The 21,646-nt window shown below is 56.8% G+C and carries 13 protein-coding genes and 1 pseudogene; 9 read left to right on the forward strand and 5 right to left on the reverse strand.

The window, feature by feature from the left end; translation table 11 throughout:
* Nucleotides 1-7: 7 nt before the first annotated feature.
* Nucleotides 8-7,723: a SpvB/TcaC N-terminal domain-containing protein gene (locus tag ABVT36_RS00280; RefSeq protein ID WP_368454746.1), complete on the reverse strand. Its 7,716-nt coding sequence runs from the start codon at nucleotides 7,721-7,723 to the stop codon at nucleotides 8-10.
* Between the two features lie 1,915 nt (nucleotides 7,724-9,638).
* On the opposite strand from ABVT36_RS00280, the gene aceE reads away from it, so the two are divergent.
* The 5 genes from aceE to ABVT36_RS00305 all read left to right on the forward strand — a co-directional run bounded on the left by aceE (nucleotide 9,639) and on the right by ABVT36_RS00305 (nucleotide 15,358).
* A complete protein-coding gene (gene aceE / locus ABVT36_RS00285) occupies nucleotides 9,639-12,308 on the forward strand; it encodes a pyruvate dehydrogenase (acetyl-transferring), homodimeric type (protein ID WP_368454747.1) in 2,670 nt (889 codons plus the stop codon).
* A gap of 17 nt (nucleotides 12,309-12,325) precedes the next feature.
* The gene (gene aceF / locus ABVT36_RS00290) at nucleotides 12,326-13,999 is read left to right on the forward strand and encodes a dihydrolipoyllysine-residue acetyltransferase (RefSeq protein ID WP_368454748.1); all 1,674 of its coding nucleotides are present in this window, start codon (nucleotides 12,326-12,328) and stop codon (nucleotides 13,997-13,999) included.
* A 445-nt stretch (nucleotides 14,000-14,444) separates the two neighbouring features.
* Nucleotides 14,445-14,711, forward strand: coding sequence for a hypothetical protein (locus ABVT36_RS00295; RefSeq protein ID WP_368454749.1), 267 nt, complete (start codon nucleotides 14,445-14,447; stop codon nucleotides 14,709-14,711).
* Between the two features lie 31 nt (nucleotides 14,712-14,742).
* Complete coding sequence (locus ABVT36_RS00300; RefSeq protein WP_367152206.1) at nucleotides 14,743-15,042, forward strand: hypothetical protein; 300 nt, start codon at nucleotides 14,743-14,745, stop codon at nucleotides 15,040-15,042.
* Nucleotides 15,032-15,358 (forward strand): hypothetical protein, encoded by a 327-nt coding sequence (locus ABVT36_RS00305; protein WP_368454750.1) that lies wholly within the window; start codon nucleotides 15,032-15,034, stop codon nucleotides 15,356-15,358. Before ABVT36_RS00300 ends, ABVT36_RS00305 begins: the two co-directional genes overlap by 11 nt.
* 153 nt (nucleotides 15,359-15,511) lie before the next feature.
* On the opposite strand, the gene ABVT36_RS00310 is transcribed toward ABVT36_RS00305, so the two are convergent.
* A complete protein-coding gene (locus ABVT36_RS00310) occupies nucleotides 15,512-15,787 on the reverse strand; it encodes a high-potential iron-sulfur protein (RefSeq protein WP_368454751.1) in 276 nt (91 codons plus the stop codon).
* A 428-nt stretch (nucleotides 15,788-16,215) separates the two neighbouring features.
* Between ABVT36_RS00310 and ABVT36_RS00315 the strand changes: the two genes are divergently transcribed.
* Together ABVT36_RS00315 and ABVT36_RS00320 are read left to right on the forward strand one after the other, a co-directional pair.
* Nucleotides 16,216-16,590, forward strand: coding sequence for a hypothetical protein (locus ABVT36_RS00315; RefSeq protein ID WP_368454752.1), 375 nt, complete (start codon nucleotides 16,216-16,218; stop codon nucleotides 16,588-16,590).
* 142 nt (nucleotides 16,591-16,732) lie between these two features.
* The gene (locus ABVT36_RS00320) at nucleotides 16,733-17,044 is read left to right on the forward strand and encodes a DUF6506 family protein (protein WP_368454753.1); all 312 of its coding nucleotides are present in this window, start codon (nucleotides 16,733-16,735) and stop codon (nucleotides 17,042-17,044) included.
* A gap of 210 nt (nucleotides 17,045-17,254) precedes the next feature.
* Here the strand turns inward: ABVT36_RS00320 and ABVT36_RS00325 are convergent, their stop codons facing one another.
* The 3 genes from ABVT36_RS00325 to ABVT36_RS00335 all read right to left on the reverse strand — a co-directional run bounded on the left by ABVT36_RS00325 (nucleotide 17,255) and on the right by ABVT36_RS00335 (nucleotide 19,460).
* Nucleotides 17,255-17,647 carry a hypothetical protein gene (locus ABVT36_RS00325; protein ID WP_368454754.1) on the reverse strand — a complete coding sequence of 131 codons (393 nt, stop codon included), beginning with the start codon at nucleotides 17,645-17,647 and terminating at the stop codon, nucleotides 17,255-17,257.
* A gap of 564 nt (nucleotides 17,648-18,211) precedes the next feature.
* Nucleotides 18,212-18,457, reverse strand: coding sequence for a hypothetical protein (locus tag ABVT36_RS00330; protein WP_368454755.1), 246 nt, complete (start codon nucleotides 18,455-18,457; stop codon nucleotides 18,212-18,214).
* 490 nt (nucleotides 18,458-18,947) lie between these two features.
* Nucleotides 18,948-19,460, reverse strand: a complete 513-nt coding sequence (locus ABVT36_RS00335) for a hypothetical protein (RefSeq protein ID WP_368454756.1) — start codon at nucleotides 19,458-19,460, stop codon at nucleotides 18,948-18,950.
* 821 nt (nucleotides 19,461-20,281) lie between these two features.
* On the opposite strand from ABVT36_RS00335, the gene ABVT36_RS00340 reads away from it, so the two are divergent.
* Together ABVT36_RS00340 and ABVT36_RS00345 are read left to right on the forward strand one after the other, a co-directional pair.
* Nucleotides 20,282-20,566 carry a phage integrase N-terminal SAM-like domain-containing protein gene (locus ABVT36_RS00340; protein ID WP_368454757.1) on the forward strand — a complete coding sequence of 95 codons (285 nt, stop codon included), beginning with the start codon at nucleotides 20,282-20,284 and terminating at the stop codon, nucleotides 20,564-20,566.
* Between the two features lie 12 nt (nucleotides 20,567-20,578).
* Nucleotides 20,579-21,262: pseudogene (locus tag ABVT36_RS00345) on the forward strand (integron integrase); the annotation flags it as partial.
* Nucleotides 21,263-21,646 lie beyond the last annotated feature (384 nt).

A 21,646-nucleotide genomic window follows, 5' to 3' on the forward strand; every position in this document is an offset into this window, starting at 1 on the left:
AATTGATTTACTGGAACAGCCAGCGCCCGAGGTGGGCGAGGCCGACAACTGCGGCGGCAACGAGTCCGCCAATAATCCAGGCCGGGGCGCTAAAGATCACGCCAGCTAAAATAGCCGCGCCGGCAAGGAAGCCGGCGGCACCCAGGCCGACGCCCACATAGTCATCACTCTGATAGGCCCGATAGCCGGAAATGGCGGACCCGGCCATAATCCCGACACCGCCGACGGCCAGGCCCGCAGTCATGGCACTGACCCCCGCTACAGTTGCGCCGGGAGACGCCAGCGCATAGACCTCCAGGCTGCCACCGGCGGTCGAGATGGCGTCGGCGGCCGCCATGGTATAGTCCTCGGCGGCTAAATCTGCTCCGAGCGCCAGGCCGGAAAGACCCGCCCCCGCCACCGTCAGTCCGCGCGTGACGGTGCCAAGACGTCCCGGCAAGCCGCGGACATGTTCCGGGGGCACCGCATTGGCTGGTGGTTTGCGGATCCCCTGGTACCCCGCCTCAATTTCCGCAGCCATGGAAGCGCGGCCATCGGTGGGTGTGATAATGACGGCCTGGGGGCTTTTGCCGCGCATTCCAGGATTCCTCCTGATCGCTTTGGCGGCGTCTCGGGTCGCCTTGCTGGCATGCGCTTTGACCCCTTTGGGCTGGGCGTTGGTGGATTTGATCTGTTGGACGTGGGTATCCGTTTCCACGTCGTAATGGGGACGGTTGTCGCCAGTGGCGCGCCAGGCGTCCACAAGGTTGTCGTTATAAAGGTGTTCCAGGGTGAAGCCGCGGTCGCGAAAACTGCGATTCCAGATACCGCGTTCCAGTCCGGGCCCTGCACCCGCGGCCGCTGTGCCGCCATTTCTAAGTGCATCGCTTGGGGTGGAGCCGCTTTCGCCCCCACCTTCAGTCGCTCCGCCATTACCGCCACCGCTCTCCGGCGGTGCCGCTTCTGCAGTTGCTTCCTCCTCTGGCGCGGCTGCTGCAGCGCCCCCGGCACCTTCTTCAGTCGCCTCTTCAAGCGGGTAATAGCTGCGGCTTTCCTCCTCGAATGAGGTTATCTGCCAGAACTGCTGACCTTTATGGGGGCCTCCGACCTGTGTTTGTCGTGACATCTCCACTGAGGCTAATTTGATATGCACACCGAGGGTGATGACCTGCCCGGTTTCGGTATTGCGGAAGGTCACGGTGGTGTGCAGCCCGTGGCGGAGGTAATGGGCCCGTGCAGCCGTGCCATCATCTGTTTCATCATCCGTATAGGCGGCATCGGGCGGGCTGGGGTTGCCCGCACCCACCGGTTCCCACTCGGTGCCATTCGGGTCTTTATGCATCACCGGGTTGTTGGCGCAGTACTGGAACAGGTTGAGGCCACCAGCTAGGCCGGCCGGATCAGCGCTGATCCAGCGCCCGAGCCAGGGTGCGTAAAACCGGGCGCCCATCGGTTGTAGCCCCGTCTCATCATCCCTTTCCTTGCCCGCAAAACGCAGTCGTTTAAGGCTGAGATCGCGGTTCGGCGCTCGCACCCGGTAAGCGGTAGTGCCGAAGGGGTGAAAGTTCTCGCTACTCAGGATTGCACCCGTGCGGTCGGTTTCGAAGGTGGCCGATCCCTTGGCATCGGTGTACTGAAAGGTCACTAGGGGAACACCGATGGCGTTATCGGTATCTGCGTCGTCCTCATCCACAGTCTTGATGTAGATCTCCGCCGCTACCCCGCCGGCGGGATCGCCGATGGTCAGCGTGCGCCGCTCGAATCGCAGTTCACCGGTATCGCGGCGCCTGCGGCGGTAGATCATCAGCGGTCCGAGCCAAATCCATTCTTCGCGGGTATTGCCAAGGCGGTCGATCACCTTGCGAATACGCTGGCCGTCCGCACCGTAGGCGTAACGGGCCTCACCACCGCCCCCCAGGTCCACCACCTGCAGGCGGTCCATCCGATCCCAGGTGAGCGATTGCAGGTGTGGCATTGAAACCATATTGCCCCTGACATCGTAACTGTAGGGGTCGGACGGTGGCGCACCCTCCAGGTCCCCGGGACCATTGGTGGCCACCAGGCGATTGGTGCGGTCGGCGGGGTCGGTATCGCGGGCGTAGCGGTAGCCCCTGTTCCATCCACTGCCCGCTCCCGGGCCGGTGAGGAACCGGTGATTGAGGTTGATCAGGTTACCGGCGAGGTCGTAGGTGTAACTCTGCCGGTATCGGCGCACGGCACTGGCGTCGTTGGGGTGGGGCAGTCCCACCATCGGTGGACCTTCTCCGGAACCCGCCACAGTGCCGGTGGCCGTGTTGGCGTGCTCCCGGCCTTCAGCGCGGATCAATTGATAGAGGGCATCGTATTCGAAATCCTGCTGTGCGCTCACCACGGCATTGGCGAAAAAAAGGTCCTGTTGAGCCAGATCGCGAATGGTGGTGACGTTGCCAATGGCATCATAGTGATAGCGGAGGTCCTGCATTGGCCCTGCACCACCGGCTTCGCGTTCAGTCAGCAGGCGCGTCGGGCGCAGCGAGTGCGGATCGTAACTGTGGCGCGTAATACAGCCATTGCCATGCCGTGCGGTCAGTCGTCGCCCCAGGGCATCGTAGGTTTGTCCGCGCAGAATTTCGACTGGCACACCGGCACCTGCCAACTGTGCCGCCAGAGTGTCTATCGAGTTCGCCTCGTCGTAGGTTTGTGTAATGACAGTGCCGTCCGCCAGGGTCATGGAAGTCATCCGGCCGAGGGCATCCTGCTGCGCCGCAGTGGTAAAAACCTCGGGGTCGAGCAGTGGTTCGGCCGCGGCCTCCAGGTCGGCGACCGTTGTGGCCGCTGCCAGGGGGCTCCAGTCCACCTCGCCCGGGGTACCGGCTGCAAGGCGGCGTTCGCCATTGAGAGTGCGGGCTTTGAAGTCTGCCTGCTCAACCCGTACCCGGCCCGACTGGTCATAAATCTGGCAGGGCACACCGAGCAGGTTACGCGCGCGTGCGTCGGGCAGCCGGTCACCGTAGACGACAAAACTCAACAGCGTCTCCGGCCCAGTCCCATCGCTGACGCGAACACCGGTCATCCGGCGCAGAGAGTCGTAGAGTGGCCGGTACACCCGGCCCTGCTCATCCCAGGTTCGCACCAGGCGACCGAGCGCATCGGAAAAGGTGAACCGCCATCCCCGCTCGGCACTCCAGCCCCTGATGGGCTGGCCGCCCAGGCCCAGTTCCGCTTCTACCGTTACCCGGTCCAACTGGTCGCGAATCCGGGTAACCCGGTGTGTGATATCGGCCTCGGTCACCACATCTGCAGTGGTGCCGCCGCCGAGATCGGCACGGAGCATGGCCGCGCCGCCATGGCTGTCAAAGTGGCGCACCGTTGGCGTTTCGGCGTGGCGCGCGGCGAGAAAGGCAGCGCGCGCATCGGGATCGGCAGGCTCTGTTCCAGCCGGGTCCGGCTGGCCGCGCTCCTGATACCATTCGCTTTCAAGCACGGTGTCATTGGCGTCGAAGGTCCGTGTCCGCCAGGCACCGTATTCGGTTCGCGACAAGGTGCCATCCGCAGCTACAGCGCGCAGCGCGCGGCCGATGGGGTCGTAAAAAGTGGTAGTCGGCGCGCCCCGCTCACGCAAGGCTCTCTCGTCCTCGTACGCCTCGGTGGTCGAGAAATAGGGTTCATAGCCGCGCACCGGCATTCCCTTGTTATTGAGGACCACGCGCCCGGTCCCGATCCAGCGCGGATCGGCATGAATTTCGGCGACCGCGCCATCTGCGCCCAAGTGCAGAGCTGGACCCGCGGGGGCCTGGGATTTTGTCAATACGGTGCGCCCGGAGCCGTCGAAATAGCTGTGGCTCTCCTGCCAGCGGGCTTGCGGGTCGCCGTGCTGCTCGCGGGTTCGGCTTACAGTGTGTGTAGGCTCTTGCCGGTCTTGCCAGGCGAAACTGTCGTAACTTACTGTCGCCGTGGGATCGTCGAGCGTGTCGCCATCGCTATCACCCTGTTTGCCCATCACCGCGGTTCGCACTACCCGGCCCAGCGCATCAAAGGCGGTGGCGGCTCGGTTGCCGTTGGGGTCAGTGGTTTCCACCGCGCCGAGGATGCGGTAATCATTGACACTGGTGGATCGGGTCCAGTCTGCCGATGGAACAGAAACCTCGGTCACCAATAAATTGTAAGGGTCGCGCTTGACCCGGTTCTCCAACCCGAAAGCATCCAGGTTTCCCTGTCGGATATAGAAGTGCGCACGCGGGTCGACGGGATAAACCGCCAGCCCCGAGGGCGCCCACCAGCCATCCTCCCCGGCGAGCTGCACATAGCCGGCCGCGGTGAGGTCCGCAATGCTCACCTCGCCATCGAAGCGCGCCAGCACATCATCTGTAAAGGCGAGGCGAAAGCTGCGGTACGCCAGGCCGCGCCAGCCCTGTTGGCCAAAGGGCAGCGGCTGCAAATCCGCACCCCGGAACTGTATTTGCGACCTGCCGAGCAGCCTTCGCTCGGGCGCGCCGCCACTCGGCTCGGCGGTAAATGGCAGGCTGCCGGCGGCATCGTCGGCGGTGCGCAGTTCCGCCGGGGTAAAAAAATCACCGGAGGGAGTGACCCCGGTCAGCTCGGCTTCTTCCATCTCCCAGGGTATGGGCAGGCGATAGTGATCGGCACCGGTCGCATCGCCGACTATGGTCGTATGGCGGTGACGGGCAATAGTGATGGAGCGCCGCCGCTGAGCCGATTGCACGGTTTCCGGTAAATCCGGGTCATCGAAACTGCGCCCGTAAACCACATTCGCCACACGCGCGGTCTCGCCGTATGGCCCCACTTCGAGTGCCAGACTGTGGCTTATGCGCGGGTCCTCCGCAACACGGTCGTAGCTCGCTGTCAGCGTCTCGGTATCGAATGCAACCAGCACTGCTGGGCAGTGCACACCAGCGGGCTGAAGCCTGCGCACTTCATAGCGTCGTTCCGCGACAGAATAAGGTACCGCCTCACTATCACTGCCGTCGAAGCTGTATAGCTCCTGGCGGATCACACGGCCCTTGAGCGCCTGCGCGGTTTGCTCCCACTCCCGCACCGAAAGCCCCTCCGGGATCGTGCTCGATGCGAGCAGAGAATGCCCCGTATAAAACTCCTCCTCAAAGGGGTGGGTTACAGGGTTTTCGAGAAGAGGGACCCCGAGGTGATACCAGGTACGTGTGGTGACCGGCGGTTGCAACAACTCGGGATCTGTTTCCTGATGCCCGCCAAAATCACCGATCGCTTCCGCGTAGAGCCCAAATTCTTCGCAGTCGCGCTGCTCGACCATCCCGAAGCCGCGAAACGACCGCTCTTTCGGGTCGTAGCAGCCGTGCCGGTAATCGAACAACATCGCCGAACGGTGGCGGGAAATGTGGTCGAAATGTTCGACCCTGGTAACCACATGGACGGGAAATGGGAGACGCGACTTCCATGGCCGTCCGGCTTCGAGGTCACGCAGATAGAGCTGGGTCGAGGGTGTGTAACTGACCCGGGTTTCGGCACCGATACCATTCTCGGTCCGTACCATCAGGTGCGGCTTGGTGGTGCCCATGAGGCGCAGATAGCGCAGCGCGCCCCCCGCTTTTGCGCGGCCTGCACTGGACCAAACGAGACACGCAAGCCCCGTGCCCAACAGATCCACAATCTGCACATCCGCAAGGCTGTCGATTTGAGGCACTATGTCGATCAGCCGGGCCGGTGCGAAGTGATTACCACTGCAATTGAGGTGCAGCTGTACGCCTTCGCGGTGCAAATAGACAAGGTCTGTGGTACCTGTGCCATCGATATCGCCGAGCCGGACACGTGCAGGATCGAACAATCCCGGACTGTCGAACTGTGGCGAATCGCCCATCACTACCCGCCGCCCGAACTGACCGTGCCCCAGATTTGGCCAGTAACACACTTCGCCGTTCTGGATGCGGACAATGTCGGTCAGGCCATCACCACACATATCGGCGAGAAAAATTGCCCGTGTCCTATCCGTAAAGACCGCCCGCGGCCCCGCCTCCTCGTCCTGTGGCAGTGGCACTCGCACCGGATCGTCAAACCCTTTCTTTTGGCGATCGAATCTCCAGTAGAGAACTGCATCGCCGGTCAGGACCAGCCCGTCCATCACCCCGTCACCATCCACGTCGAAAAGCCGCATGGGTGCTCTGTCGAGGCGCTCGGTCGGGGCCAGTTGAAAAGGCGCGAACGCTTCCCAGGCCCCGTCCTCCGATTGGGAAAAAATACCCGGGGTGGACGCATCCAGGGCCAGGACATCCGGTGCACCGGAAGCCGCGATGTCCAACAGGGCACCATCCGTGCTGAGAAGGCGGGGGTTGGGGCGCATCTGGACCAATTCTGCCGGCGCCAGCTCCGCACCATCTTCGGCCAGCGGGCTGCGGTTCGCCTTGTAACGCCATGCCCCCTCTTCGACAAGTAACGCACCGGGCAGGCCTGTGCCATGCAAGTCCTGCCAGATCAACCTGCCATCGCGAAATCCAGTGGGCAGATGTTCACTGCTCCGCTCATCGAGTGTTCTCAGTTCGACATCTATCTCGGCCTCACTGTAATGAAACAGAGCTGTCGGCGTGGCTTCGCTGGTATAGCCAATTCCCTCGCGGATGTACCCCTGCTGCCACACGCCGGTGAGGCCGGAAAGCCCCGCATGGCCCATTGCGGAGTGAGTGAAGTTAGTGGAAGAAACGAGGCAGTTTGCACCGATGCCAGGTTCGTCGGGGAAATGGTGAAACATCAATACCCGCCGACACAGGCGGCAGGTCCGCACCTCGAAACCAAAGGTGTGTGACGAAAATGGGTCGGACCTCAGGGACCAGTCACGCGCCTCTGCCGGAAGCGGCCCAGCATCGTCGTGCTCTCCATAGTCGAAGACCAGCTCGAAGAGAAAATCGCCCGCTTCCAGGCGCTGTGCAAGCAGGGCCTCGTCAAGAAAGCGGGGCCGTTCTCCCTGGGGGTCGAGATAACTCGATTGATTGCCGTAGTGCACACGTTTGAGGTAGCGTGCGGCGGTGCGCCTAGTGTCATTGCGAGGGCCGCGGTTGCGCTCTTCCGGGCAGGCGATATCCACACCCGCGCCGTCCTCCGCCTTGTAGCGGTACAGTGTGAGATTACCCAGCGGATCGCGCACCTCGCGCAGCAACCAAGTGGCAGCGCGGTGCGGATTGGCCGGATCGGCGATGCGCGATTCCGGGTTTGGGCCGAAGATACTGAGAACATTGTCTGGCGTGAGCAAACGCCAGTGAGTATCGGAGGCATCCTCTATACGGGTCCAGCGTTCAATTCTTGCAAAGGCCCCTTCCAGTCTCTGCCGGTAGCGACGCACGCGAAATTCATCGATCACAACCTCCTCAGCAAGAAGATCACCGGAATCATCGCGCAACGGTTCGCCGTCATCATCCAGCGCTGCCAGCGGCACCAGGTCCTCTCCCCCCAGCACAAAGGTGTCGAAACTGTCCGCGTAACGCGGCACACCGCTGGAAGTCTTGCGGCTTATTTGTGCGAGATTCAGTGACCAGCCAAGCCCGAAGGGACTGTTGCCGCTGCCGCTGCTGTAGGAAAGGCTGAGCGACGGATCAATCCCGGAACGCCCCCGGCTTGCCGCTATGTCAATGCTGGAGGACCCAAGCCCCGTCGACGGGCCGACCGAGAAGTTTTCCGTGATATCTCTCAGCCCTGCCCCGGACCCCGGCATCGTCGGCTCCGCATGCGGTGTTGTCCAGTCGTCGCCCCCGGGCTTGGCGGACAGGTGGCCTTCATCGAACATCGAAACTGCTCCCGAAATTAGAACATTGCAGACACGACTACCGGCCCTGCCTCAACTGGACTATTGGTAGCATTTGGTAGATGGCTGAAAAAACACAAAGCTGCGGGTGGACAACAAGGCTGCATACACTGTTTTTATAATTATTGATTTTCAATCGCGGGCTCAAGGCCCTTTCCAAAAAAGCAAAAGTGCCGTGTTAATAAAATGGATGGGCTCGAGGTGTTTCGAAGTGGGCACTTTTCGAGTCAGCAAACTGCATCATCAGCTTCTATCTCTTTTAATAAAACCAGATCGCAATATGGCGCCTTTTTTATCATCATCAGGCAAAAACGGTCAATGACACGCTATTACACGGGCACTGAAAAGATCCAGTGTGGAGAAACTTTGCGCAAGGGGACCATACGGGGTGCAACTGCAATAGGATGAGAAGCAGAATACAAAGTGCTGAATAGCAAGCTAGCCAGGAATTAACGTCTATAGAGTCTTCAGGCTTCTTTTATATCCTGAGATTTTATTTCTGGTATCAACAGTGTCTGTCCATAGCTGAGACAGCGTTGCTTCAGGGTAATGAGAACGAAAAGGCACTTATTGTTGATGTGTCACCAGGGTGTAACGCCGTCGGGCGGAGCTTGGCACAGTCACTTGGGGGCTGGCGATTCCATGTCATAGCACAGGTTTTTTATGGGTGGCAGTTTAATGGGTAAGAGCTCTTCTTTTGGATACCTTAACTAAAGGCCCGGTCACTAGCAGGCTGTTGAAAAAGTGTTTTTCAGCAGCCTGCTGTCTCGAACAGGGATGTTCGGGCCGCAAATCAAGCATGTAACCGCTGGATTTGTCGTGGAAGGTTTGCGGATATACGCCGCAAACCCGGGTTGAGGAAAGCCGGGGAGGGCTTCCTCAACAACCTGCTAGGAATTCCCCCATTCACTGAGCGGTAATAGCAAATATCTCCAAAATGATACGGTTTAGACCATATGGGAGAGACGAAAACAGTATAAATAAGAGGGCTGGGCACGCTTTTGAGCGGAGTTTTTGTCGCAGCGCGTGCGCTCTCCCCGCCCTGCATCTGCATGTCTGGCGTTTACACAGAGCGGAGCGGCAGTGGCATCGGAATGGAACAACAGGGCACCGGGTATTCAGTCCGGTTTTGGGTCCGGGCTGAGCTTGCAGTGTAATCGAGGTCACAGGAAGCAGGACGCTAATCTCTTTCTAGCCGGCCCTCCCATGGGTAGGGACAGCCGCTGCGCCTTCCCAGTCCCGGGAAAAAGACTGGCGGCTGTACCCCTCTTCCCTGAATTGGCCGTCCCTCCTTTCGCCCGCCGAGCCGGGAGGAATTGGCATTACCTGGGCTAGGCTGAATAGCAGAAGCCCCGGGCGGAATGAGACTGTGACCAGAACAGCTATCTCCGATTGCAGTTTGTAGCTGTATTTCCCCCGTTTGCGGTAGCAAATTTTATGAATTGGAGTTTCATAAAGATTTTTGTCTTTGAAAATGGTTTTAGTTGTTACCAAAGGTGTCGCCTGGAAAATACGCTGTAGTAATACTACAATCGCCTCCGCCCGGGATTCGGGAGAGGATGGTGCCAACGCAACTGCTCTCTCAGGCCGGCCGCCAGCCATTTTTTATACAGATAGACCTGGCAGGGGGGAGCGATTGCTCCACTGGCCTTCCGGTAACACCGGGAGGCTGCTCACTTTGCATTTCTGCCATGTGAAGGGGTGAATTGGCGCGGCCGGGATAATTCGGGAAGACATTTTCTGCCCGCACTGTATTTTGCCCAACAGCCAGCCACAGGCGTCGCCTCCAATTCGCGACAGGCGGAGCAGAGTGCCCGGCGCGCCGCGCCGGGTGGGTATGGACGGGCCGGATCAATCAGATCCGGTTCGGGTCGCAGGATTCGCCGAGGAGTACTTGATGCACGAAGAAACTGACAACCTGGAAACACAGGAGTGGCTGGATGCGCTGCAGGCGGTAATCCGCCACAGTGGCAAGGAACGCGCCGCCTTCCTGCTGAAACAGCTCTCCGACCGCGCCACGGATGTTGGCGTAAAGCTTCCCGCCGCCATTACCACCCCCTATCGCAACACCATTCCCACCAATGCGGAAAAGCGTATGCCGGGGGACCTGTTCATGGAGCGCCGCATCCGCTCCCTGATCCGCTGGAATGCCCTGGCGATGGTGGTGCGCGCTAACCAGAACCATGATGGCCTGGGTGGTCATATTTCCAGTTTCTCCTCCGCGGCGACTCTCTACGACGTGGGTTTTAACTATTTCTTTCGCGGCAATGAAGGCGAGGAGCGCGGTGACCTGATTTTCTTCCAGGGCCACAGCGCCCCGGGTATCTATGCCCGCTCTTATCTGGAGGGGCGTTTCGACGAAGAACAGCTGGACAACTTCCGCCGCGAAGTGAACGGCAACGGCCTGTCCTCCTATCCGCATCCCTGGCTGATGCCGGACTACTGGCAGTTTCCCACTGTTTCCATGGGGCTCGGGCCCATCCAGGCCATCTACCAGGCGCATATTATGCGTTACCTGTCCGCCCGCGGCCTGTCCCCCCGTGGCGACCGCAAGGTATGGGCCTTTCTGGGGGATGGCGAGTGCGACGAGCCGGAAACCCTGGGTGCGATTTCCCTGGCGGGGCGCGAGCAGCTGGAGAATCTGGTGTTCGTGGTCAACTGCAACCTGCAGCGCCTGGACGGTCCGGTGCGCGGCAATGGCAAAATCGTGCAGGAGCTGGAAGGGGTTTTCCGCGGTGCCGGCTGGAACGTGATCAAGGTTTTGTGGGGGCGCCTGTGGGACCCGCTGCTGGAAAAGGACGACAAGGGCCTGCTGCAGAAGGTCATGGACGAAGTGGTCGATGGAGAGATGCAGAACTTCAAGGCCAATGGCGGCGCCTATACCCGTGAGCATTTCTTCGGCAAGTACCCGGAGCTGCTGGAGCTGGTCAAGGATATGACCGACGACGAGATTATGAAGTTGAATCGCGGCGGCCACGATCCCTATAAGGTGTATGCGGCTTATGCCGCAGCCATGGCCAACAAGGGCCAGCCCACCGTGATCCTGGCCCAGACCGTCAAGGGTTATGGCCTGGGTGCCGCCGGAGAAGCGGCGATGGATACCCACTCGGTGAAGAAGCTGGACCTGGACGCCCTCAAGCGCTTCCGCGACCGTTTTGCCATACCCCTGTCCGACAAGGAGCTGGAGGAGGTACCCTACTACCGCCCGGCCCCGGACAGTCCGGAAATGAAATACATGGCCGAGCGCCGCAGGGCCCTGGGTGGCCCGGTGCCGCGCCGTCCCATTGAGTGCCCCAAACTGGAAGTGCCGGGCCTGGACGCTTTAAGCGCATTGACCAAGGGCTCCGGCGAGCGGGAGATTTCCACCACAATGGCGTTTGTACGCGCCATCGCCGCACTGGTGAAAGACAAGCACATCGGCAAGAACATAGCGCCGATAGTGCCGGACGAAGCGCGCACCTTTGGTATGGAGGGGCTCTTCCGCCAGCTGGGCATCTACTCCTCCCAGGGGCAGCGCTACACCCCGGTGGATCACGGCCAGATCATGTATTACAAGGAAGACAAGAAAGGCCAGGTACTGGAAGAGGGTATCAACGAGGCTGGCGCCATGTCCGCCTGGATGGCGCTGGCGACCGCCTACAGCAACCACGGCCTGGCCATGGTGCCTTTCTATATCTACTACTCCATGTTCGGTTTCCAGCGCGTGGGCGACCTGGCCTGGGCCGCCGGCGACATGCAGGCACGGGGTTTCCTGATCGGCGCCACTGCCGGCCGCACCACTTTGAACGGGGAGGGCTTGCAGCACCAGGACGGCCACAGCCATGTGCTGTCCTCCACCATCCCCAACTGCCGCAGCTACGATCCGGCTTACGGCTACGAGCTGGCGGTGATAATCCAGCGCGGCCTCGTGGAGATGTACCAGGAGCAGAAGAATCTCTTCTACTACATCACCATCGAGAACGAAAACTACATCCAGCCGGAAATGCCTCGGGGCGTTGAAGAGGGCATCATCCGCGGTATCTACAAGCTCAGGTCCAATGCTAAGAAGGGCGCCAAGGGCAAGGCTGCGAAGAAACATGTGCAGCTGATCGGCGGCGGTACCATTCTGCGGGAGGTGCTGGCGGCGGCGGATATTCTCGCCGACCAGTTTGGCGTGACCTCCGATATCTGGAGCCTCACCTCCGCTGTGGAAGCAGCGCGGGAGGGCCAGGATGTGGCGCGCTGGAATATGTTGCACCCGCAAGCCGAACCGCGCAAAGCCTGGATCACCCAGCAGTTTGAAGGCAATAGTTCCCCGGTTATTGCCTCCACAGACTATATCCGCTCTTATGTGGAGCCGTTGCGCGAGTTTATTGACGGTGAACTCACCACCCTGGGTACCGATGGTTTTGGTCGCAGTGACAGCCGTGAACAGCTGCGCCGCTTCTTTGAGGTGGACCGCAACTATGTGGTCATTGCCGCCCTCAACGGCCTGGCCAGACAGGGTGTCATCGACGCCCAGGAAGTTTCCGAGGCTATTGTGAAGCTCAATATCGATGCCGACAAAGTTAACCCGCGCATCAGCTAGGAGAAGGCAGAATTCCTATGGCAAAACAAGTCATTAAAGTGCCTGACCTCGGTGGTGCCGATCAGGTTGATGTGATCGAAATCACCGTTGCGGTCGGTGATACCGTCGCGCAGGAGGATTCACTGATCGTGGTGGAGGGCGACAAGGCCTCCATGGACGTGCCGGCCCCGGTGGCGGGTAAAATCCTCAGCATTGCGGTGAAGGAGGGGGACAAAGTTTCGGAAGGGGATGTGATCGGGGAAATGGAAACCGATGCGGCGCAAGCCTCTGCGGAGCAGCCTGCTGAAACTCCTGCCCCGGAAGAAGCTGCCCCGGAAGAAGCTGCCCCGGAGGAAGCTGCCCCGGAGGAAGCTGCCCCGGCTCCTGAAGCCATTACCGAAGCTCCTGCGGCGGCTGGTGCAGAGCCCAAGGAGGAAACTGTACAGGTCCCGGACCTGGGCGGTGCCGATGCGGTCGATGTGATCGAGATCAGCGTGCAGCCCGGCGATACTGTGGCCGAGGGCGACTCGCTGATTGTGGTGGAGGGTGACAAGGCGTCTATGGATGTACCTTCCCCCAGCGCGGGCACTGTGGTTTCCATCGCCGTCAAAGAGGGCGACAAGGTTTCCACCGGCGACACACTGGGTGTTTTGAACGTGGTTGCTGAATCTGATGCCGCAGCTCCAGCGGCGGCGCCGGCAACCCCGGCACCGGTCCAAAGCGAAGTGCAACCGGTACCCCAATCCGTTGAACCGCCGGAAGCGCCACAGAAAGATCACCATTTGGAGCGGGATCTCACCGCAGCCGCCCAGGTGTACGCCGGCCCTGCAGTGCGCAAGCTGGCGCGGGAATTGGGTGTCACCCTGAACAAGGTGAAGCCTACCGGTCCGCGCAACCGCGTGACCAAGGATGACCTGCACCTCTATATTCGCGAGCAGGTGAAGAGAGCCGAGAGTGGTGCCGTCGGCGGCGGTCTCGGTATCGCCAAGATGCCGGATATCGACTTCAGCCAGTTCGGCCCGGTGAATGTGGAGCCCATGAGCAAGATCCACAAAATCACCGCCGCCAATATGTCGCGCAACTGGCTCAATGTGCCCCATGTCACCCAGTTCGACGATGCGGATATCACTGAGCTGGAGAAATTCCGCAAGTCCATGAAGGCGGAGGCGGAAAAGCGCGGTGTAAAGCTCACCCCTGTGCCCTTCCTGCTCAAGGCGGTGGCGGCTGCCCTGCGCGCCGAGCCCAGCTTCAATGTGTCCCTGCACAACGACGGCGAGCACCTGGTGCGCAAGGACTATGTGCATGTGGGCATGGCGGTGGATACGCCCAAGGGCCTGATGGTGCCGGTGATTCGCGATGTGGATAAAAAGGGTTTGTACACATTGGCGGAAGAGGCCACAGCCATGGCGACCGCCGCCCGCGAAGGCAAGCTCAAGCCCCGGGATATGCAGGGTGCCTGCTTTTCCATTTCCAGCCTGGGCGCTATTGGTGGCACTGGCTTCACGCCCATTGTCAATTCACCCGAGGTCGGCATCCTGGGGGTTTCCAGACTGAGTGTGCGACCAGTGTGGAACGGCGAGGAATTCGTGCCGCGGCAGATGCTGCCGCTGGCTTTGTCCTACGACCACCGCGCAGTGAACGGCGGGGATGCCGGCCGCTTCATGACTTATCTGGTGACAGTGCTGAGCGACGTGCGCAGACTGATGCTGTAACCCGGGGGCGGCCAGTCTCAGCGCTGGTCGTCCTTCCCTCTCTTTTTCCCCGACCCTGTTCCTGTGGCCATTATTCTGCCCGGGTATTTTTACGCCCAACGAGTGTATAGCAGCCCTTCGGGTTGTGGCGAAAAAGGCGGTACTATTCGTTGCCCGTCGTTTACCTGAAACAATCAAACCACTCTCCTTGTGCTTCTATTGGCGCTTTTCCTGTCACGGCATGGTCAATTCAGTTGGTGCCAGCTGGCCCTAACCACTGTGTTCTTTGTGAGGTATGACTACTGCCTTGTGGGTTCTTCCATAAGGGCGTTGATCTGGGTGCTATTACGGTTATGTTGATTTAGGCGCATATCTGGCTCGCTGACCCGGCGGTGAAAACTGCCGCCAGCTACACTGAGGAGGTGACCAGAGCAGGTGCGACTCTGACAGTCGGAGGTATTCGGATATGAGGCGTACAGGGAAACTTGCGGTGCCCATCGCTGCCGCAGCGGCACTGCAGGGGTGTATCCTCCTTCCCGTCGACAACGACGATGACAATGACCCTTTTTTCTTTAATCCAGACCAGGCCGCACCGAATGCAAATTTTGTCGAGGCCGGTTATTACCGGCAGGCGCAAGGTCTGGCAGCTTCGTCAGAGCGCCACTGCCCCGCTGGGGTGGCGCCCGGCAAAAGTGGACCCTGCTGGTTTTTCCCGGTAATCCGTTTTTACTGATACTTCTCCACGATACGGCGACAGGTGCAAGATGTTGAAATTGATACCGATAGCTGCCGCATTGGCGACCGCGATAATTCTGGCCGGTTGCGGCGTGGCAGATACCCGCGATGATGTGATTTATCCTTACAGCAAGCCGCTGCCGCGCAGTGCCAGCTATCGCAATGAGGCACCGCCACCACCCCGGGTACAGTCGACCCGGGGAGGGCGAAGCAGTGCCGCCGGCTGCCCCAGTAATGCGGAAGAGCTGGCACCGGGTTCTATTTGTCCGCCGACTGCCCAGTGCTTCGAGGTGTCCGGTGGCCGCCGGTGCATTATCTATGCAGAGTAGGGCCAGCTGTCTGCGACTGTTGACGGCTGCGGTCGCAGTGGCGGGGTGCGCAGGTCCTGACGGCGTTTGGGACGACATTCGCGGTACGCCCCAATACTACACCTACAGCAACCGCGATCTGCCTTGGGAATTGCAGCCGGCATTTCCACGCCAGTGTATTGGCAGCGACATACTGGCAGTGGATTTTGCTGACTGCGACGCCCTGGCTGACGCCATTTGCTATCAACTGGACAATGGCGAATGGTGCATGCAGGGCTATACCTACGCGGAAGTGGTGGAGCTACCGCCGGAGACTCCTGCTGAGCCGCTGAAGTAGCCGCTCTTAATTGGGCAGCTGAATAAGTTGCCGCACTACATCCAACTGGGGTCTTCTCCCCGGCGGTGGCCATTGCGAACACCTCAGAGCTGCAACCCGCCCTGGCGTGGCCCAATCCGCGTGTAGTCCTGGATCGGAGGATTATGGTGACAGTCACCCCTGTTTGACCACAAACAAACTGCACCAGCCCTCCGGGGAGATTTCACCCTCGACCACCTGACAGCCATTCGGCTCTGTCCAGAACTGGCAGTCTTTGCATTTTTGCCCGTTTTTGGGAGTTTCCTGGTACTGCACTGCCTCTTTACTGGCCTTGCCCTGCGCGAGCGTGTCGCGGCTGCTGGCGATAATGGCGACTGGGAGCAGGGCCAGGGAGCAACCGGTGAGCTTTAAGAATTTGCGCCGGGGGATTTTGCTTGCATATCGATTCATTGGTTCAAGGCCTCGTCTGCGGAAATGGGGGGAGCCAATTGGGTCTCCGGCGATTGTACAGACTCCATTTGTATCGAGACTTGAATGACAATCCCTCAGGGAGTTATGGAGATACTGCACCAGTGCCCGGATATTGGCTTCCGATGTTCAGCGTAGTTGATTTACTGCTGTTGGTGGGGGCTGAGCGAGCGGCAATTGCCAGATGGTAACGCGTCTTATTTTTATTTGCTTGGCAAGTGGAAAGCTTGTGTATTAATAGCGGGTCGGAAGGAAAGAATGCCCCCTCCTGCCTTACTGATATGTGCCCAAAACGGGTAGCTGCATGGCTTAATAAGGATAGTCACAAGTTGACGCAGTATTGTTCTGAAAGTGGTAACTGGGATAATGCTGATTACTAGATAAATACTGTGTATCACGGAGAGAGCTGTGTGAATATACTGTTGCTTGCAGCAGGGTTGCTTTCCATTTTCGTAGGCCTAATCCATTCAATTTTTGGTGAGCTTCTAATTTTCAAAAAAGTCAGAGATGGGGGCATTGTTCCCGCTGTCACAAGCGGACTACTTGGTGAAGGAAATATTCGTATATTGTGGGCCACGTGGCATATTGCAAGCATTTTTGGATGGGTTGCTGGCGCCATGCTTATCAGTATCGCAAACAACGATTTTTCGGGCTCAGCACTGTTTGTTCAGTATATTTCAGCATCAATGTTCGCTTCGGGTTTGCTGGTTTTTATAGCAACCAAAGCCAGGCATCCTGGTTGGATTGGGCTTTGTGGTGTTGCTATTCTTTGTTGGTTGGCATGAAAATTAACAGTCTTGTAACAGTACATGCAAAGGCGCCTCTGGGAGCAGGGTCTTCGCTCCGCGGCTTTGCTGCTAAAGTCCGGTCCCTTTCCTCGTTGTGGGCGATCAATATCAAACAAGGGCTGGTTTATCGGGAGGTATCGTGATTAGACAGTACGGGTTCATTGTCAAGGCTAAAAGCTATGATTATCATCACCCCAAAACGGTTATGGATACAGCAGATTTTTTCACAGAAATTATCGGTGTAAGCAATGATGATGACGCTGTTTTAGCTGCTAGAGGAATGATTGAGCGTGGTATGCAGGTCATTGAGCTTTGTGGTGGTTTTGGTTCAGAAAGTGCAGAGTACATAATTTCACAACTAGACACAGATATTCCTGTTGGTTACGTTACGTTTAATGAGGGGGAAACTCAAAAGTTGGCACGTATCGTGTCTGAAGATTCAGGTGCTTAACAGTGATTTCAAACCGACTGCCAGCGAGATGAAGGAAAATCCGCCAGCTAATAAATACTCAATGATAGAAACAATACACCAACGAGAATTGCAGTCCACCCAAAGAAACTTGACGGTTTATCTAGTCGTTCCATTAGTCCTACGCATAACGCCCAAAGCAGCGGCGCGCGTTAGCGCGTCGAGCCCGTAGGGCGATGCTGCCTTTTCTTGTTATGAGCTTGGTTCAATTGGAAAACCCTCTGGCTGTGCCCCAAATTCAGATTGTGGCCTTTTATCTTGTTCTCTAGTAGCAAAGACTTGGCCACTTTCATTGATTTGCAAATATACAGTGCCGTCGAAGTACTCGCCATCTTCGCCGCCATAGGGAATCAAATCTCGGCTGTATTTCCATTCTCCGATTTCGGAACTAACAACCAAACTATTTGAGGCAAATGAAATAACTTTTACTTCGCCAGGGGAAATATGAGTGATACTTCCCCCGCTATTTAAAGATATTGATACACCAGTATTGTTATAGATATCTATCTCTGCTATTCGAGGGCAACCACTTAACACTATTGCGAGTAGTGTCATTAGCGCTGAAAGTTTTATTCGTCTTGCCATGCTAGTGCTCATAACGCCGCAAACAGCGGCAGATTTGGAGCAGCGAAGCTGCGGAAAAGCTGTCCAGCCCCGAAGGGGCGATGCTGCTTGACCTTGTTAACTGTGACTCGCGCATGACTGCTGTATATGTTGAATTAGTTTGTTTAGAAATTGTTTGCCACCTTCTTGTGCTTTTGAGCGTGGATTAACACCACCGCCATGAAGGTATAAGTGTACAACTGGAATGCCATTGTTCTTGAATTCGAGATCGAGATTTGCAACGCCATATTCGGTCTCTATGAGAAACCGCTCAAAGTTATCATCAGCTCGATCAAAATCTAGTTTTACGATACCCATTACGCCTTCAAAATTAGTGGCCGACCTAATGCAGGTATCCGATACTGCAAAGGTTGGATCAGCGTCTGACTGAATATGCCAGGATGCAGGAGGACAACCGGCCAACATAAAACATGTAAGAATTATTATTAGTGATCTATTGCTCATGATTCTCATGACAGTTAACGCTCAGCTAAGGGGCGAAGTGCGCAGCACTTTGTCCCGCTTGAGCGCCTTGTTAGGTATTGCTTACGGTAGCGTAAAATCATGCCCAAATTCCTTGGTTGTAAAAAGACGATGCTCAGCATTATCTAGATCCAGGTATGGATAAGCCGCTTCATACTCGCTTACATAGCTCTCGAAAGATTCTTTGTCTTCGAGATAGAAGCGCCATAATGTTGGGCCGTAGGCACAATCAAGGGCAAAGTGGCCAATATATACAGATTCGCCTGCGTTTACAGTGAATGTACCACCCTTGGAATTAGGACCATCCATGAGTTCAGATCTCTTGGCGTTGATATAACCTACGTCAGATATGGAGCGCGCTGCTTTAATGCTGATGTAACTTAAACCATACGTACCAGGCTCTAATAGAAAGGCATAGTTTAAATGCTCATCTGGCGTGCTATTTATTACTAAGTCCGGAGGGCTACCCTCAGCTTTGGACGATGGTTCTAGATCGAATCCTATGCTCCGTAGTTCTGCATTCTCATAAGTTCCGCAGCCCCACGCACGACTACCGCTTGTCGATACTAATACGACACCTTTTTCTTTCGATTCTTGAAGATAAGCGTCTCTATCTACATCGTCCGTAGACTGGTAGTCATGCTGTATCAGAGTCGAAGAGCAAGAAGTTAAAAGAACTAGAGCGATGATGATTATTAGCTTGATGCTGTGATCTCCTCTAAATGCCTAACGCCTCAATAATGGGCTGGAGCACGCAGTGCGGAGGTCCAGCCCCGTAGGGGCGACATTGATTGACTTGTTAGAGCTCGGACTCGAAAGTAGATTCAAAACTTTGCTCTGGCAATGACTCGACATAATTAGAATTTACTGACTTTACAGTTTCTCCATACCTGGCGGAATGACCGGTAACCGACCACTCTTTGTTAAAGTAACAGGTTAAAGCGACTTGGCTTCCCGAGGAATCTACTACATGAATAGTTCTATGATGGTATTTGTCGGGCTCTGCACGCCGTGCCTCTTCGATACGTTTCTCATACTCTTCCATGGTGATAGTTTCCATCAGCTCACTAGGGTCCCAATATGGAAACACTCTTTTTATATGGCACATGGCGAAGTCATTAAACTCACCATTGGGCTCACTTACAATAAACTTTACATCCTTTGGCTCACAGGATTCAGAGATTCTGTATTTCAACTGAATCTTTCCTGTAGGCGTATCTTTCGGCCAGTGTTTGGTACATGGACTGGCAATAGACAGTGCCATTGATATTCCTGGCAGCATTGTAATTATGAACAGTGCGACAAACTTCATAGTTGCTCTAACGCCGCAAACAGCGGCAGATTTGGAGCAGCGAAGCTGCGGAAAAGCTGTCCAGCCCCGAAGGGGCGATGCTGCTTGGCCTTGTTAACTGTGACTCGCGCATGACTGCTGTATATGTTGAATTAGTTTGTTTAGAAATTGTTTGCCACCTTCTTGTGCTTTTGAGCGTGGATTAACACCACCGCCATGAAGGTATAAGTGTACAACTGGAATGCCATTGTTCTTGAATTCGAGATCGAGATTTGCAACGCCATATTCGGTCTCTATGAGAAACCGCTCAAAGTTATCATCAGCTCGATCAAAATCTAGTTTTACGATACCCATTACGCCTTCAAAATTAGTGGCCGACCTAATGCAGGTATCCGATACTGCAAAGGTTGGATCAGCGTCTGACTGAATATGCCAGGATGCAGGAGGACAACCGGCCAACATAAAACATGTAAGAATTATTATTAGTGATCTATTGCTCATGATTCTCATGACAGTTAACAGTTTATTGGGCGGAATTCCGTCTATACCGTCCAGTTCGCCGGTGTTGCTCGAATGAAAAACCTATAAAAATCATAAGGTTACACCTTGGTAGTGGCCGCGGCCTGCCGCGAATAGCAAGCCTCGGTACTCATGAAACCTCCGGGGGGTCTTCTATAGCATCCGTTATCTCTGCAAATATCCTATAAAATCAGTCAGATAGCCAATATAAATCGGGCTTTTCGAGCCTCGGGTATATCGGTATTCATGAGACCCGCTACTGGGATATGGCGTTAACTTGCGTTATAACTGGCTATAAATACAGTATTCAATGAGATGAACTCGTGTCCCGATCTCCATTTCTTGAGTCAGTCCGCTGTGAGCTTCGCTCGCGCCACTACAGTCTGCTAACCGAAAAAACCTACCTCTACTGGATTCGCCAGTTCATTTACTTTCACGACAAACAGCACCCTGACACCCTTCACAATACAGAAATCGAGCGTTTTCTGTCGCACCTGGCCGTCATCCGAGAGGTAAGTTCGTCAACGCAAAACCAAGCTCTCTGTACCCTGGTCTTCATGTACCGTAACGTGATCGGGCGGGAGATTGAGGGCTTGAAGTTCGGATAGGCGCGCCGGCCCAGAAATCTCCCCACGGTATTGTCGCCTGAGGAGATACAAGCGATTCTCGCACAGCTTAGCGGAAAGTATTGGCTACTCACTGCCCTGTTGTATGGGTGTGGTTTTCGAATCCAGGAAGCACTGACGCCCAGGGTCAAGGATATCGACCTTGCGAACCGCGCCATTTTCATCTTCCGGGGCAAAGGTGGTAAGGACCGCTATACGCTATTACCTGCCTCATTGGTTGCCCCATTGCGCAATCAGATTGCAGTCGTTCGTGACAGCCATGATGCAGACCTTGCTGAAGGCTATGGCCGGTCCTCCGTGGACAGTGCGCTTAATCGGAAGTACGGCCGCGCTCTAAAAGATTTCGCCGGGCAGTATTTGTTCCCCTCCAGCACACGCTGCGTCCACCCGGTGGATGGTTACGTCTACCGGCATCACCTGCACGGGACTGCCTACGCCAAGCAGCTGCGGCGCGCCGTAGGCACCAGTCAAATAGCCAAGCGGGTCACAGCCCATACTTTCGGGCATTCGTTTGCCACCAACCTGCTGCAAAGTGGCAGTGATATCCGGACAGTACAGGAGTTACTCGGACACGCCGATCTTCGTACTACAGAGATATACACTCACGTGGTCGGCCAGCGCCGGGCGGGGACACGTAGCCCCGTGGATTCAATTCTGCTGCCGATGTCGTCGGCGTGAAGTCATTCCTGAAGGGAAGCCGACATCGCTAATTAATGACTGAAGCCCAAGCCTTCCTCGTTGGTACCAACTGTATACACGCGGAAATACTCTTTGAAGACAGCTATTTCTTCGCAGCCTAAAAACCAGCCCGAGGGCTGACTGGTGCATCGCTCGAACATAGATCCCCGCGAGAACATAGCTCCAGCTCTGCTTGTATGTAAGCGCTTGCACAATCGGGTCCGGACTCAGGACCCTTCCCAGGGCTGGGTCGTAGATTCGCCCGCTCATACGGGTCAGGCCGCTTCTGTCCAAATGCTCATGGCTGGCCTAGTCGCGTCGGGCGGTGAGGCCCTGTGCGGCGAGCAGATCTTCTAGCTGCTGCTGGGTCCGGTCGCCGCTCCA

This window comes from Microbulbifer sp. TYP-18 (assembly GCF_040932045.1).
Lineage (GTDB): Bacteria > Pseudomonadota > Gammaproteobacteria > Pseudomonadales > Cellvibrionaceae > Microbulbifer.

Excerpts from the sequence above, each read along its gene's own strand:
- ABVT36_RS00330 (WP_368454755.1), bottom strand. The coding sequence starts at position 18,457 with ATGGATGGTCCTAATTCCAAGGGTGGTACATTCACTGTAAACGCAGGC.
- aceF (WP_368454748.1), top strand. The coding sequence starts at position 12,326 with ATGGCAAAACAAGTCATTAAAGTGCCTGACCTCGGTGGTGCCGATCAG.
- ABVT36_RS00280 (WP_368454746.1), bottom strand. The coding sequence starts at position 7,723 with ATGTTCGATGAAGGCCACCTGTCCGCCAAGCCCGGGGGCGACGACTGG.
- ABVT36_RS00300 (WP_367152206.1), top strand. The coding sequence starts at position 14,743 with ATGTTGAAATTGATACCGATAGCTGCCGCATTGGCGACCGCGATAATT.
- ABVT36_RS00310 (WP_368454751.1), bottom strand. The coding sequence starts at position 15,787 with ATGAATCGATATGCAAGCAAAATCCCCCGGCGCAAATTCTTAAAGCTC.
- ABVT36_RS00335 (WP_368454756.1), bottom strand. The coding sequence starts at position 19,460 with ATGAAGTTTGTCGCACTGTTCATAATTACAATGCTGCCAGGAATATCA.
- ABVT36_RS00325 (WP_368454754.1), bottom strand. The coding sequence starts at position 17,647 with ATGGCAAGACGAATAAAACTTTCAGCGCTAATGACACTACTCGCAATA.
- ABVT36_RS00295 (WP_368454749.1), top strand. The coding sequence starts at position 14,445 with ATGAGGCGTACAGGGAAACTTGCGGTGCCCATCGCTGCCGCAGCGGCA.
- aceE (WP_368454747.1), top strand. The coding sequence starts at position 9,639 with ATGCACGAAGAAACTGACAACCTGGAAACACAGGAGTGGCTGGATGCG.
- ABVT36_RS00305 (WP_368454750.1), top strand. The coding sequence starts at position 15,032 with ATGCAGAGTAGGGCCAGCTGTCTGCGACTGTTGACGGCTGCGGTCGCA.